This is a genomic window from Tardiphaga sp. 768_D3_N2_1, assembly GCF_052076105.1.
GTDB lineage: Bacteria > Pseudomonadota > Alphaproteobacteria > Rhizobiales > Xanthobacteraceae > Tardiphaga.
The window spans coordinates 1,494,719-1,509,697 of the sequence record NZ_CP197245.1 but is presented as its reverse complement, the minus strand read 5'-3'; the positions used below and the strand labels follow the sequence as shown (position 1 = coordinate 1,509,697).

General features: G+C 60.9%; 10 protein-coding genes. 4 read left to right on the top strand and 6 right to left on the bottom strand.

Annotated elements, in window-relative coordinates; all coding sequences use genetic code 11:
* Positions 1-77: 77 nt before the first annotated feature.
* Complete coding sequence (locus AB8A27_RS06770) at positions 78-1,052, top strand: NAD-dependent epimerase/dehydratase family protein (RefSeq protein WP_441241254.1); 975 nt, start codon at positions 78-80, stop codon at positions 1,050-1,052.
* 94 nt (positions 1,053-1,146) lie between these two features.
* Here the strand turns inward: AB8A27_RS06770 and AB8A27_RS06765 are convergent, their stop codons facing one another.
* Both AB8A27_RS06765 and AB8A27_RS06760 read right to left on the bottom strand, forming a co-directional pair.
* Positions 1,147-1,785 (bottom strand): NrsF family protein, encoded by a 639-nt coding sequence (locus AB8A27_RS06765; protein ID WP_441241253.1) that lies wholly within the window; start codon positions 1,783-1,785, stop codon positions 1,147-1,149.
* 2 nt (positions 1,786-1,787) lie between these two features.
* Positions 1,788-2,333 carry a sigma-70 family RNA polymerase sigma factor gene (locus AB8A27_RS06760; RefSeq protein WP_441241252.1) on the bottom strand — a complete coding sequence of 182 codons (546 nt, stop codon included), beginning with the start codon at positions 2,331-2,333 and terminating at the stop codon, positions 1,788-1,790.
* Positions 2,334-2,663: 330 nt separating this feature from the next.
* On the opposite strand from AB8A27_RS06760, the gene AB8A27_RS06755 reads away from it, so the two are divergent.
* Together AB8A27_RS06755 and AB8A27_RS06750 are read left to right on the top strand one after the other, a co-directional pair.
* Positions 2,664-3,347 carry a hypothetical protein gene (locus AB8A27_RS06755; protein ID WP_441241251.1) on the top strand — a complete coding sequence of 228 codons (684 nt, stop codon included), beginning with the start codon at positions 2,664-2,666 and terminating at the stop codon, positions 3,345-3,347.
* 76 nt (positions 3,348-3,423) lie between these two features.
* The gene (locus AB8A27_RS06750; protein WP_441241250.1) at positions 3,424-4,203 is read left to right on the top strand and encodes an enoyl-CoA hydratase; all 780 of its coding nucleotides are present in this window, start codon (positions 3,424-3,426) and stop codon (positions 4,201-4,203) included.
* Here AB8A27_RS06750 and AB8A27_RS06745 read toward each other — a convergent pair.
* The gene (locus tag AB8A27_RS06745) at positions 4,200-6,050 is read right to left on the bottom strand and encodes an acetyl-CoA hydrolase/transferase C-terminal domain-containing protein (protein WP_441241249.1); all 1,851 of its coding nucleotides are present in this window, start codon (positions 6,048-6,050) and stop codon (positions 4,200-4,202) included. The genes AB8A27_RS06750 and AB8A27_RS06745 overlap by 4 nt on opposite strands.
* 384 nt (positions 6,051-6,434) lie before the next feature.
* Here AB8A27_RS06745 and AB8A27_RS06740 point away from each other — a divergent pair, with 384 nt between their 5' ends.
* The gene (locus tag AB8A27_RS06740; RefSeq protein ID WP_441241248.1) at positions 6,435-7,796 is read left to right on the top strand and encodes a TolC family outer membrane protein; all 1,362 of its coding nucleotides are present in this window, start codon (positions 6,435-6,437) and stop codon (positions 7,794-7,796) included.
* A 1-nt stretch (position 7,797) separates the two neighbouring features.
* On the opposite strand, the gene AB8A27_RS06735 is transcribed toward AB8A27_RS06740, so the two are convergent.
* The 3 genes from AB8A27_RS06735 to AB8A27_RS06725 form a co-directional block, all read right to left on the bottom strand.
* Positions 7,798-10,362, bottom strand: coding sequence for an HWE histidine kinase domain-containing protein (locus tag AB8A27_RS06735; protein WP_441241247.1), 2,565 nt, complete (start codon positions 10,360-10,362; stop codon positions 7,798-7,800).
* A gap of 250 nt (positions 10,363-10,612) precedes the next feature.
* Positions 10,613-13,735 carry an efflux RND transporter permease subunit gene (locus AB8A27_RS06730; protein ID WP_441241246.1) on the bottom strand — a complete coding sequence of 1,041 codons (3,123 nt, stop codon included), beginning with the start codon at positions 13,733-13,735 and terminating at the stop codon, positions 10,613-10,615.
* 36 nt (positions 13,736-13,771) lie between these two features.
* Positions 13,772-14,941, bottom strand: a complete 1,170-nt coding sequence (locus AB8A27_RS06725; RefSeq protein WP_441241245.1) for an efflux RND transporter periplasmic adaptor subunit — start codon at positions 14,939-14,941, stop codon at positions 13,772-13,774.
* Between the last annotated feature and the right edge of the window lie 38 nt (positions 14,942-14,979).

Below are 14,979 nucleotides of genomic sequence, written 5' to 3'. Positions count from 1 at the left end.
GGTGAAGGCGCTGATAGTGATGCCTCGATCACGGCGAACAACGCTGGAATGGGTTGGCATCAAGCAGGGCGGGATTCATGCGCGTCTTGATTACAGGCGCCGGTGGCTTCATCGGCAGAACGCTCACTTCTGCGCTGCTTCAAGCAGGCGCGCTCACCAATGCTGCAGGCACAAGCGAAACGATCGAGGAGCTTCTCCTTCTCGACACGCATTTACCGCCGATATCCGACCCACGTGTGAAACATCTGCCGGCCAGTATCGCGGCGCCCGATGCGCTGAGGCGGATCGCCGACTGGAAGCCGCATAGCGTGTTTCATCTCGCCGCTGTGCTGACCAGCGCCGCGGAACAGGATCCGGCGCGCGCACTGGCGGTGAATGTTTCGGCGCTGGCGGAATTGATCGACGCCATTGGCGCGAAGGATGCTCCGCCGCGCCTGATCTTTCCAAGTTCGATCGCGGTCTTCGGCGGGCTATTACCTGATCATGTCGATGACGACCACTTGCAACGTCCACAAACGTCCTATGGCACGCACAAGGCCATCGCCGAATTGATGCTGGCGGACGCCACACGTCACGGAATGGTCGATGCACGTGCGCTGCGCCTGCCGATCGTGTTGGTACATCCCGGCCCGCCAACACAGTCGGTATCCGACCGGATCGCGGGCATCGTTCGTGATGGCGTCGCCGGAAAGCCATCAATTTGCCCATTGCGTGCAGATACGAAAGTGCCGGTCGTCTCGGTCGAGACCGTTGCGCAGAATTTGATCACGCTTCACAATGCCGATCCGGCCAAGATGCGCGGCAAACGCGTGCTCAATCAGCCTGCCCTGACGATCAGCATGGACGACATCATTGAATCGATTGCACGTGTCACCAACACCACACCGAACGTGACCTATGCCCTCGATCCCGATCTCAAGAAGATCGTCGATAGCTGGCCGAAAGGTTTCATCTCCACCCGCGCGCCATCCCTCGGCGTCGTCGCTGACAAGAGTTTCGAGGATATCGTGAGCCAGTATCGCCGACGTCTTGCCGAAAAATCCGCTGCATGACCGAAACTGCAGTCGACGGCGAGCGGCCGTCCTGCGGCAGTGGCATCGGCCTGACCGGATTCATTTTTCCCGGAACGCGTGGCTCACGCTCCGCTCAATAGCGCAGTACTTTCGAACCGATAGCTGCACCCAGCGCCGCCACGACGAGGGCTGCGAGCGTGTACCAGGTGGCGACAAACAGCGGCGAGTCGTCCGCACAATGCGCGGCGTAAAACGTCGCCCCCAGCCCGGCTGACATCAATCCCGCGAGCGCACCGGCAATAGCGGGGCGTGACGGCGCGCCGTGGCGCAGCGCGATCATCGCGCCGCCAAGGATCGGCAGCGACAGCAACGTGATCGCCGCCGAACACAGCGACGAGTTTCGGCCGATAATGCGTACCATCATCGGCGCACGCTGCGGCATCGTCATTTCGACGATCAAGGCAATGATGAGAATGAACGGCGACAGCAGCAACAGCCAGATCCAGCGCCCCAACGACGCTTCGGGCCTCGATAGATGAACGCTGATCACGATCGCGGGAATAGCGAGCGCCAGGGTCACCAGAAACTTCGCATCGAAGAACGGATTGCGCATCGCCGACATGAAGTCCGGGCGAATGCCAAGCGTCACCAGCAACATCGCCGCCACGACCGGTAGCGTGACCAACAAGGCCATCGCGAGCTGTGTGCTCACGGGACGTGCCCTTTGGTCGTTGTCGGCAGCCAGCGTCTGAATCAGGCGATCGGTATCCATGGTCAATCCTTTCGCAGCTTGGCTGCGAGGCTCGCGAGCCCACGATGCAGCGCCACGCGCACGGCCCCTTCCGTCATCGACAATTTCGACGCCGTGGTCTTGATGGATGCGCTCTCCACCGCGATCAATCGCAACACGTCGCGCTGCCGCGGCGGAAGATCGGAGAGATGATTGGATATCTCGACGGTGGGCAATGTTTCAGCCGGCGGCTCGCTCGGAATCGTTTCCGCAAAATCGTCGATATTGACGAAGACGCGACGTCCGCGGCGGCGCAGCGCATCGATCAGCTTGTTGCGGGCGATCGCAAACAGCCACGGCGCGAACGGCGCGTTCGCGTCCCAAGTGTGCCGCTTCAAATGCACCGCCAGCAAAATGTCCTGCACAATGTCCTCCGCCTGATCGGGCGGCTGGCCAGCCCGTGACAGGCCCTGCCGCGCTCCGGCACGCAGCACGGGCGTAACCGACTTCAACAGGCGATGATAAGCAACGCTATCCCCTGCATTGGCCGACCGCATCAGATCGGTCCATTCGTCGTCACGTCCGCGCACGCGCGCTCCTAAAGCCAATTCGGCGGATAATTCAGTTTGTTACGCCAGCTGAGAGAAAAATCACGGAACCGTGAAGCCTCGCCTACGCCCCAACCCCAAGCCGAAGATTTCAAAGACATCCGGCTCATACCATCGAACCGTCAGAGTGACATCCGTCGCCTTGATTTCAAAGGCAGATTTTTGCTGATGCCTGTGGAGACGATGACCGCGGCTATGTTCATGCCCCGTTTTTGCCGGACTCGTCCGAAGATTCCCTTTTTTTGCCCCGGTGTGAACACCTGCGCAGTTTCCCTTGCGGCCATTGGGGGCCGGTATTTTGGGGAGATTTCCATGAACATCAGAGCCAGCGGGCGTGCGGCATTGGTCATCGCAGCCGGATTGTGGATCTGCACATCGGTACCGCTTCACGCGACCGAAAATGACACCCAGGCATCCGAGCCGGCCGCAGCGGTCGGCAGCGCCGCAGACACGTCCACCGAACCAGCAGCGAAGGCCACCAAGCACCGCAGCGCCAGGAAGAGCGAAACGAAATCGCGCAAGTCCGACCGGCAGGCAAACAAGGCGTCGAAAAAGTCGGCTGAGGAAGACACCGCCAAGACCGCAGACGCCAAGCCGGGAAGCAGCGATACCGCCATCCCATCATTGGTCGCCAATGCCAATGCGCAGTGGCCCTCTGAGACCGCGGCGACCAACACCTACAACATGTCATCGCAAGCCGGCAGCGCGCTTGGCCAAATCAGCGGCCAGCAGGAACAGCCCGCAACGACCACGCCGGATTCCGGTGCCAACAGCGCGCAGCTCGTTGCCGCCGACCAGCTCAACGACCTCGATCGTGCCATCAGCGACGACAAGCCACCGCTGACGCTCGCGAAGGCCACCATCGATACGCCGGCACCGGAAGTCGCCAGCGAGAACAGCACGACCTGGGACAAGACCTCCCTCGTCGGCAAGATCTTCATCGCTTTCGGCGGCTTGCTCACCATGGCCTCTGCCGCCCGTATGTTTATGGCTTGAACCCCATCCCCCGAGCGGGCAAATTGCGCGGGGCCGCCGATCCTGGCGGCTTCGGCAAAAATCCGCGGGATGGAACATGAGCAGCTACGAACACCTCATCGTTGAGCGCAAAGGCGCGGTCGGCATCATCACGCTGAATCGCCCGAAGATGCTCAATGCTCTCTCTTTCGGTGTGTTCGGCGAAATCAAGATCGCCATCGGCGAGCTGGAAGCCGACACCGCCGTGGGCTGCATCATCGTGACCGGCAGCGAGAAGGCATTTGCCGCCGGGGCAGATATCAAGGAGATGCAGCCAAAGAGCTTCATCGACATGTTCTCCAGCGATTTCACATCAATCGGCGGCGACCGTGTCGCCACCTGCACCAAACCCACCATTGCTGCAGTCAGCGGCTACGCGCTCGGCGGCGGCTGCGAACTCGCCATGATGTGCGACATCATGATCGCCGCAGACACCGCGAAGTTCGGCCAGCCGGAAATCACGCTTGGCACCATTCCCGGTATCGGCGGCACCCAGCGCCTCACTCGCGCCATCGGCAAATCGAAGGCGATGGACCTCTGCCTCACGGGCCGCATGATGGATGCGGCGGAAGCGGAGCGCTCCGGTCTCGTCAGTCGCGTTGTCCCGGCGGACAAGCTGATGGAAGAAGCCATCGCCATGGCGGAAAAGATCGCCGCCATGTCGCGCCCGGTGGCAACGATGGCAAAGAACGCCGTCAATCGCGCCTTCGAGACGCCGCTCACCGAAGGCCTCAAGGTCGAGCGCGATCTGTTTCACGCGACCTTCGCGCTGGAAGACCGTTCAGAAGGCATGGCCGCCTTCGTTGAGAAGCGGAAGCCGGTCAACAAGAACCGCTAGGTTAAGCCGCTGCGCGCGAGCGCGGCGGACACCAGCACACGATAGGCACGTTCGGCCCATGTGGCCGGACGATCGAGCCCGAGCCGCGCCAGCGCCGCTTCATCAGATGCGCTGGCTGTATGCGTCATGCCCTCCCAGAATAATCCAGCGAGCTTCTGAGGTGACGCCGATGCCGCGCTCAGAACCTGCAGCGCAGGGATCAGGCGCTGCTCCACGTCAGTGAAATCGCTGCCAAACGGGAACATGGGCAGCAGGCCAGCATCCCGTGCCGGCTTGAGTGCAGCGGAGATTCGCTCAGGCACGTTGTCGCGATACGCGGCGGGAATGTCATAGCTCTTGGGAAGCTTTCCAGCCGCCTTGGCTTGCCGCATCAGTTCCGGTTGAAACCGCGAGTCGGATACCTGAAGCATCGCCGCGATCACGTCGGCATCCGATTTCCCGCGCAGATCGGCGACGCCATACTCTGTCACGATAATATCGCGCAGGTGTCGCGGGATCGTGGTGTGACCATAATTCCAGCGAATGTTGGAAATCGGCTTCTTGCCCGCGCGTGTGGATTCGAGAGTCAGGATGGAGCGCGCGCCTTCCAGCGCGAAAGCCTGTGAGACGAAATTATACTGTCCACCGACGCCGCTCACGACCTGACCGCTATCGAGGCCGTCCGAGATCGCGGCGCCCATCAGCGTCGCCATCATCGTGTTGTTGACGAAGTGCGCATCAACGCGCGCGCGACGTTTGGCATCTTCGTCACCATAGAGCTCGTTGGTGAACGATACCGGCATCATCTGGATTTTCGCCAGACGCTCCGGCGTCATGTCGCGCAGCGCCTGATAGAATGCCTTCGGCCCGAGAAAGAATGCGCCATGCACGATGGTGTCATCCACCTCACGCTTCAGAATGCCGGCGTCGATCAAGCCGAGAAAGGCTTCGAACAGCATTTCGCTCACGCCATAGAGGCCACGTTCGAACGTCGCGACTTCCTTCGGAGGCGCATCAGGGGCAAGACGCTGCATCAGATGGCGAAACGCCGCATTGTCGCGGTGGCGAAAGATCAGGCCCTGCGCCAGTGCATCGCCCACTTGCCCAATGCCGATCTGCAACGTGCCACCGTCGCGCACCAGGCCCGCAGCGTGTAATCCAATCGCGTATTTGGTGTCGTTGATCGGTTCGGACGGCGGTGCAAACAGCGGAAATTCAGTCTCCGGGCTTTCGAGCACCGCGTGAAACTCATCTCCGGCGAGATCACCCTGCCCCGGCATGAATGGCAATTCCGAATTGACCTGACCGATCAACTTGAAGGAGACGCGCCCTTCGTTGCGCGCCCGCATCAGATCAAGCGTGGTGTCGGTATTGCAACTCAGACTATAGCGCGCCGCGCCGTCGACCACGCGCTTCGACACCAGTTGCGTAATGACATTGAGCCCGCGCCTGAGAAGATAGGACGACGCATGGGTATAGTTCGCTGAGATATAGTGCTGCTGCGCGTCGGCCACCCGCAACCATTTTCCGGCAAGGAAGAAGAACTCGTTGACCTGAATGTTTGGCGGGAGCTCGCCTTTGTGAAGCGCCGTTGCATAGGCCAGATCAGGATAGCCACCGAACAACCGCTCGATCACGGGATTGATGAAGCGCTTTTCCAGCTCGCTGGACGGCTTCGGCTTCTCCAGCGTCAGGGCAGAGAAGAACGTCAGCCTGATGCTGCGATCGGCCAGCGCGCGCTGATAGAGCGCGTTGATGATATGGTTGGCCTTGCCAAGCCCGAGCGGCAGCCCGACCACGAGCGTCGTCCCCACGTCGCGAATGATGTCTTCGGCGATGGCGTCGGGATCAGTGAAGATCTTGGGCATAAGCATTCCGGCAGGGCAGGATCGACAGCTCCGCAGCGCAATCGCGCAGCGAAGCCGGACAGAGTTACCACTGCGCACGGTTATTCAGAAATGTGCCCGACATGCAACACACGCGGCCATGTGAAGCGGGTTTATTCGTCGCATTCACGGAGCGCCTCCTCCACCCTAGGGTCCTGATCAATCAAGCAAATCGGGGCAGCCAAATGCCCTGTGGGGAAAGCGCAAAAGCCCGGAGGTTCTTCGCCGGATGGTTTGCCTGCAAAGGCAACGCCCTCTAAACATACCTAGACGTCAGCGGGGGCGGACGTCCGAAGATTGCTTTGGGATAATATGGTTCGTCACGGCATATTTGGCCTTGCCGCAAGGCGCGCGCTTCGGACAGGCATGGCCCTGAGCCTAACTGGCTATGGCATTTTTGCCGCGGTCGATGCCCGTGCCGAAACGGTGTCGGAAGCCCTTGCCAAAGCCTATCAGTCCAATCCGCAGCTGAACGGCGAACGGGCCCGCCAGCGCGCCACCGATGAGAACGTCCCGCAGGCGATGGCCGGCTACCGGCCGCAGGTGACAGCCACACTGAGCTATGGCCTTCAGGCCGTACGCAACCTGCTCGTAGACAACACCATCCAGGGTGCAACGCTGAAGCCATGGACCATCGGCGTCACGGTCACCCAGACGCTTTATAACGGAAACAAGACAGCCAACAGCGTCCGCGTCGCGGAATTGCAGGTCCAGTCCGGCCGGGAAGCGCTGCGCAATGTCGGTCAGGGCGTGCTGCTGGACGCGGTCGTTGCCTATACCAATGTTCTCGCCAACCAATCGTTGGTTGAAGCCCAGCGGGCCAACGTCGCCTCCCTGCGCGAAACCCTCGGCATCGCCCAGAAGCGGCTCAACGCCGGCGACGTCACGCCCACCGACACGTCGCAGGCCGAAGCACGACTGGCGCGTGGTCAGGCCGATCTCAACGCCGCTGAGGTCACTCTCGCCATCAGCCAGGCGACTTATACGCAGGTGATTGGTGCTGCACCCTCACGGCTCAGCCCGGCGGAACCAATGGATCGGCTGCTGCCGCGCAACCGCGACGATGCCGTCAATCAGGCCTTCAAGGCGCATCCCGCCGTGCTGGCAGCCGGTTACGATGTCGACGTGGCGACCACGACGATCAAGGTGGCCGAGAGCAGTCTGTTGCCTACTCTGACGCTGCAGGGCAGCGCCAGCAAATCCAGCCAGTCGGATCCGACGCTTGGCACCTTTGGCACCGACCAGGCTTCGATCGTCGGCCAGTTGAGTGCGCCGATCTATGACGGCGGCCTCGGTGCTGCGCAGACGCGCCAGGCCAAGGAACTGTCATCGGTCAGTCGCCTAGTGCTCGAACAGGTCCGCAATCAGGCCCGCACCGCAGTCGTCGGTGCATGGGTGTCAAATGAAGGCGCCAAGACCGCGGTGAGTGCCGCGGAAGCCGAAGTACGCGCTGCTGGCGTTGCCCTGCAGGGCGTACAGCGCGAGGCTCAGGGCGGTCAGCGCACCACTGTCGACGTCCTGAACTCCCAGCAGGATCTCGTGCAGGCAAAGGCACGCCTGATTGGCGCACAGCGCGACCGGGTGATCGCATCCTATTCGCTGCTCAGCGCAATCGGCAGGCTGGATGTGAAAACGCTTGGGCTGAACACGCCAGACTATCTGCCAGAAGTTCACTACCATCAGGTGCGCGACGCCTGGCACGGCCTCCGCACACCCTCGGGGCAGTAAATTATCCGGCTGAGCTCTTCTTCGCCATCGCCGTGGTTATCGCGGCGACCAGCGATGCGAGGTCATAGGGTTTGCGTACAATCGGCACGTCATCCATCAACGCCGGGATCAGGCTGGTTTCGCCATAGCCTGTGGCGAATACGAAGGGGATGCCCCTTTCGCGCAATGCCTGGGCCACCGGCACCGAACTGCCATTGCCGAGATTGACGTCGAGGATGGCCACATCGGGCCTCACGATCGTGAGCGCGTTTAGCGCCTCGTTGGCCGAAGACGCCGTCTCGACCGATGCCGCGCCCTCGTGGGTCAACATGGTCTCGACGTCCATGGCAATAAGAAGCTGGTCCTCGACCATCAACACCTTCAAGCCGCGCATCGACGCCATCGGCTTGTCGTCCTCGCGTCGGGCGCGCACGTTGCGCGCCGCTATCGGTGCAGGCCAGACAACGAAGCGCGCCGGGATGAGCAGACGTACGCGCGTGCCGGCCGGCTCATAATCGACGTCACTTTCGCCGCCGAGATCATAGGGAATGCTGCGGCTGATCAGCATCGATCCAAAGCCTGGCCGCGATGGTGGCGCAACAATCGGACCATCGCGCTCCAGCCAGTGAAGCTCGCAGTCACCGATATCCGTCCGTTTCCACCGGAGCGACAGCCGCCCCGTGCTTACGGAAAGCGCCCCATATTTGGCGGCATTGGTGGCCAGTTCGTGCAGCACGAGTGCGAGTACCGAATAGGCTCGGGCGTCGAGCAGAACATCGGGGCCGGTCATCTCGATCGCTTTCACCGTCTCGCGATACGGCGAAAATTCGGCATCGAGCAAGCCCTTCAACGCACCGCCGCCGGCCCCCCGGATGACCTGATCATGCGCAAGCGACAAGGCCTGAATACGCCCCTTCAGGGAAGCGGCATAATCCTCGATGCTGCGACCATCCTCGACCGGGTGCGAGACCAGCGATTTGATCAACGCAAGGATATTCTTGACGCGATGATTGAGCTCTTCATTCAGCATTTTCTGGCGCAGGTCAGCTTTATGCCGCTCATCCGCCAGTAATTCGTTGTGGCGAAGCACCACTTCCACCAAAGCCGAGCGCACAGCCTCGGCGGTGTCGCGCTCGTTTTGCAGCCATGGCTGGGACTGGCGCTGCACGGTCTCCTTCCAGATCGCAAAGCTCTTGCGCGGCGTCAGCCGATCACCCAATGGACCGATTTCATATGTCTTGTTGGGATCGCCTGCCCAATTCAGGGTTTGCGTAACTTCGCTGCGAAAGAACAGAAGATAGTCGCGTGGTAACTGCGACAAGGGCACGGCCAGCACGCCGGAGACGGCAGCGGCATAGTCTTCAGCAGCCGGTAATCGATCTGACAATGCGCTCGTCGCCCACACCTTGCCCTCGGCCACCGAATTGATGAAGCCCATCAGCACCGGCACTGCCGCAGCCGGCGGCGCATTACCATGAGACGTCCAGGTCTTGTTGAGGTAAAGGCCAACGCCGTCACACGGCATCAGCACGCTAAAATCGCGAATGCTTTCCTTGAGTAGGTCTCCGACATCGCCGTGATGCGAAACATTGTGCAACAGCTGGTCGAGATAGCGCCGCGCGCTTTCGCTAGCGGCCAGCTTGCGTTTTTGAAGAAGCCCGGCCAGTTGCATGGAAAAGAACTCGCCAAACATCTCTGCAGCAACACGCTTCTCCATGGATAGTGCGCGCGGTGCGTAGTGATGACAGGCAATCAGACCCCACAGCACGCCATCATGAATGATGGAAATCGACATGGACGCACCGACGCCCATATTGCGCAGATACTCGCAGTGGATCGGCGAAACACTGCGCAGATGTGCAAAGGACAGATCGAGCGGTTCACCGGATGTGTCGAATTCCGGCTCAATGGCCACGCGCTCGCCGCTCGCATCAGAGACGATACGCACCGTGTTCTGGACGTAAAGCACCCTCGCCTGCTGCGGGATATCGCCGGCCGGAAAGTGCTGTCCTAGAAAGCTCTCGAGATCGCCGCGGCGCGCCTCGCTGATCACGCGGCCGGAGCCGTCATGAGCGAATTGATAGACCATCACCCGGTCGTAGCCGAGTGCGCCGCGCAGCAGCCGCGCCGCATTGTCGAACAGCACGTCGAGATCGTTGCATTGGCCGATGCGGCCGATCAGCAAGCGCGACAACTCCAGAGGTGGCGTTGCATCGCTGGCGTCAGCCGGCTCGAATTCGATGATATTGACGCCCTTGTGCCGATGCACAGCGACGTTGAACGTGGTCTGCGAATGCGCGACCTTGAAATCGATCAGCAATCCCGGGCGCTGCTGGTTCCCCCATTTGGCGATGGCATTGCGAATGTCGTGGGCCGGACCCTCACCAATCAGAGCGTCCAGCTTGCGGCCGTTGATGTCTCCGGTACCGATCCCCAGCATCGGGCCCGCATTGACCGAATGGCGCCGGACCATCCCGACGGAGCCGTCGCAGGCGAGCAGACAGCCATAAGGCTGGATGCTGCCGGGAATGTGGATCGGCTCGCGGTCGCAATTGGTCAAGTCGACGGGGTCGGTCTTGGTGAGCATCAAAAGGTCTCTGAAAAGATACGGCGCTCGAAACCACGGCCACCAGCATGGCACGGCTGCACGTTTTGAAAAAGATCAGCAAATACAGCGTCCAAAAGCACCAACCGAAATACGCACGGGGCTGGAATAGCCCGGCGGGGAACCGGTCAACGGGCAAGTGCCAGTTTCGATCCATATCGAGCCGGGTTTTTCGGGTATGGACCATTGGGCTGCCTCAGGGGCAGCCCAAGCCGCTCCGGTTACAAACTGTTTAGCGCGCCCGGCGGGAGAAGAAGGAGATCAGCACCGGCAGGGTGATCAGGATCACCAGTGGCGCCAGCATCATGCCAGTGACCACCACGACCGCGAGCGGTTTCTGGACCTGAGACCCGATTCCCTCCGACAGCGCCGCCGGCAGCAGGCCGACGCCCGCTACGATGCAGGTCATGAGCACCGGCCGCAGTTGCAACTCACCGGTCCGGATCACAGCCTTGATGCGCTCATAGCCCTCGTCGATCAGCTGATTGTATTGCGACAGGATCAGGATGCCGTCCATGACCGCAATGCCGAACAGCGCGATGAAGCCGATTGCCGCCGATACGCTGAACGGAATACCCGTGATCAGCAGACCGAGCACGCCGCCAAAGATCGCCATCGGGATCACGCTCATGGCCAGCAGTGTATCGGCCATCGAGCCAAAGTTGAACCAAAGCAGCACGCCGATCAGAGCGAGGCTGATCGGCACCACAATGGAAAGCCGCGCGATAGCGTCCTGAAGATTGCCGAACTCACCGACCCATTCGGTCCGCGAGCCCGGCGGCAGCTGAACGAGCGCGGCGACCTTGTCCTGCGCTTCTTGAATGGCGCTGCCGAGATCGCGTTCGCGTACCGAGAACTTGATCGGCAGATAACGCTCCTGGTTCTCGCGATAGATATAGGCCGCACCCGAGACGAGATTGATCGACGCCACTTCACTTAGCGGGATCTGCGCGATCGTGCCGTTTGGACCCGGTGCGCCGATGCGCAAATTCTGGATCGCCTCAGCGCTACGGCGATATTCCGGCGCTAACCTCACCATGATCGGGAAATGCCGATCGCTACCGGGCTCATAGAGATCGCCTGCAGAGTCGCCGCCGATGGCCACCTTGATGGTGGCGTTGATATCGCCCGGCGACAATCCGTAGCGCGCGGCCTTGGCGCGGTCGACGTCGATCTGGATTGTTGGCTGCCCCAGCGATGTGAACACGGCGAGATCCGTCACGCCCTGCACCGTCGACAGCACGGTCTTGATCTCATTAGCCGTCTTGGTGAGTGCCTCCAGATCATTGCCATAGAGCTTGATCGAATTCTCACCCTTCACGCCGGACACCGCTTCGGAGACGTTGTCCTGCAGGTATTGCGAGAAGTTGAATTCAACGCCGGGGAATTTCGTCTGCAATTCCTTGAGCAAACGCGCCGTCAACGCATCCTTGTCCTGCGGCGCCGGCCATTCGGACGACGGCTTCAGGGGCGCGAAGAATTCCGCGTTGAACAGGCCAGCCGCATCGGTACCATCATCGGGACGGCCGTGCTGCGAGACGACGGATTCCACCTCGGGCTGCTGGCGGATGAGCCTGCGCATCTCGTTGACGTAAGTATTGCCTTCCTGCAGCGAGATCGTCGGCGGCAGCGTGGCGCGGATCCAGAGATTTCCCTCTTCCAGCTTCGGCAGGAATTCGAGGCCGAGGAAACGCGCCATGAAGAAAGTCACGACGACAAGACCGATCGCAATGCCCAGTACCAATTTCCGGCTGGCGACCGCCCAATTCAGCACCGGCATATAGAGGCGGTGAAGCTGGCGCATGATCCAGGTTTCAGTTTCCTCGACATGTGCGGGCAGAATGATCGCGCTCAGCGCGGGCGTGACGGTGAATGTCGCGATCAGGCCACCGGCCAGCGCATAAGCATAGGTCCGCGCCATCGGTCCAAAGATATTGCCTTCAACACCGGACAGCGTGAACAGCGGCAGGAACGCGGCGATGATGATCGCGGCGGCAAAGAAAATCGAGCGCGACACGTCAGCGGATGCGCTGAGGATGCCATGCTTCTTCATGCCCATGATGGTCTCGGGCGAGATGTGGCTACGCTCCGCTTCGGAAAGCACTGTGGTCTGGGTCAGCCGTCTGAAAATGGCCTCGACCATGATGACCGTACCATCGACGATCAGGCCGAAATCGATGGCGCCCACCGATAGCAGGTTGGCGGATTCGCCGCGTAGCACCAGAATGATGACAGCAAAAAACAAGGCGAACGGAATAGTGGCGCCGACGATCAGCGCACTGCGCAGGTTACCGAGGAACATCCACTGCAGCAGCACGATCAGCAGGATGCCGACGACCATGTTGTGCAGCACCGTATGCGTGGTGGTGTCGATCAGGTCCTTGCGGTCATAGATCCGTTCGATCCGCACGCCGGGCGGCAGAATGCCTCCGCGATTGATCTGCTGCACCAATTGTTCGACGCGCGCGATGGTCGGCGAACTCTTCTCGCCGCGGCGCATCAGCACAATGCCCTGGACGATGTCGTCGTCCTGATTCAGACCAGCAATGCCAAGACGCGGCTTCTCGCCAACCGACACAGTGGCGACGTCCTTAACCAGAACCGGATTGCCGTTGGTCTGGGAGATCATCGTATTGGAAAGGTCGTCGATCGACCGAATGAGGCCGACGCCGCGCACCACGGCCGATTGCGGGCCGATATTCACGGTGTTGCCGCCGACATTGATATTGGCATTCCCGACGGCGGTCAGCAGTTGTGGCAGCGTCAAGCCATAGGCGACGAGCTTGTTGAAGTCGACCTGGATCTCATAGGTTTTGGTCTTGCCGCCCCAACCAATGACGTCGATGACCCCTGGCACTGCACGGAAGCGGCGCTGCATGATCCAATCTTGCAGGGTCTTGAGATCAAGCACGCTGTAGTTCGGTGGTCCCACCAGACGATAACGGAAGATTTCACCCACCGCGGAGATCGGCGATATCGTCGGCTGGGCATTGCCCGGCAAGGTCCCGAGCTGCGACAACCGGTTCAGCACCTGCTGCAATGCTTCGTCATAGGTGTAGTCGAACGAAAACTGCAGTTTGACGTCCGAGAGACCGTAGAGCGAGATGGTACGGATCGTCTTGAGGTTCTTGATGCCGGCGACCTGCGCTTCGATCGGAATCGTGATGTAGCGCTCGATTTCCTCGGCAGAGAGACCGTTGCTCTGAGTCACGATATCGACCATCGGCGGGGTCGGATCGGGATAGGCTTCGATGTTCAGCTGATTGAAGGCAAACAAACCGCCGACGAATACGGCGACGAACATCGCTACCATCAGGTAGCGACGGTCGACGGCCAAGGCAACAAGACGATCCATCCAGATCGGACCTTTCAGAAGAGCCGAAGCTGGGGGTTAGCTGGCGGAGGCCGCGCGATCGATAAACAAGCTGCCCTTGGTGACGATACGTTCGCCGGCTTTCAGGTTGCCATGGACCTCGACGAGATTACCATTGGTCATGCCGGTCTTGATCGTGCGCAGCTCGATGGTCTTGTCGTCATGCGCGACCCAGACGCGGACCTGATCGCCTTCATAGATCAGCGCCGTTTTCGGCACGCCGATCGTCGGCTGGTCGCCGGGCGCATAGATGGTCACGGTGGCGAACATTTCCGGCTTCAGCAGACCATTGCTGTTGTCGAGCGTGGCGCGGACAAGCAAGCGGCGTGTTGCAGGATCGAGCGCGGTTGCGACATAGTTGATACGGCCTGTGAGCACGCGGCCAGGTAATGCCAGCACGGTAAAGCTCATCTCCTGGCCGATCTGCACGGCGGCGGCTTCCGTCTCGCGCACAAATGCAGTGAGCCAGACCGAGGACAGGTCGCCGATCACGAACACAGGGTCCGCCGCACCGGCGCTGATATACTGGCCGGGACCGATCTTGCGCTGAACCACTGTGCCCGCAAGCGGCGCATAGATGGTGGTCTCAGGATTGATGCGGCCCTTCTCCTGGAAGGCCGTGATCGCTTCTTCCGAGAGGCCGAGGATGCGCAGACGATTGCGCGCCGCTTCCAATGCCGTTTCGGCCGTGCGCTGATCGTTCAACGTCTGCAACAGCGTTGCCTGGCTCTGCTGATAGTCCTTAAGCGGTACGGCCTTGCCTTCGAACAGATCCTTGGCGCGCTTGTCCTGAATCTGCGCGAGGTCGAGCTGCGATTTCGCCTTATTGAGCGCCGTGACGGCGGCAACGAAGTCATTCTGCGCGCCAACAGTATCGGCCGCTTCAATGACGAACAGCGGCTGGCCCTTCTCGACGTGGTCGCCTGGTTTGGCGAGCAGCTTGGTGACGCGACCAGCATAAGGAGAGAATATTGGTGTCGAGCGATCTTCATCGACGGCGATCTTGCCCTCGGTGACATGCTCGGCGCGGAAGGCACGCACGGTGACCGGCTCGATGGTCAGGCTGGCCCATTCCGATGGGGAGGTCGTGTAGCGCTGCGGGTTCTTCCGGGACTGGCTAGAGACGTCGGAATGTCCCTTCGAGGGAGTCGACAGCCGCGTATAGCCGATGCCTGCGGCGATCAGCATAGCAGCAATGCAACCGCCCGCGATCAGACGCTTTCCGC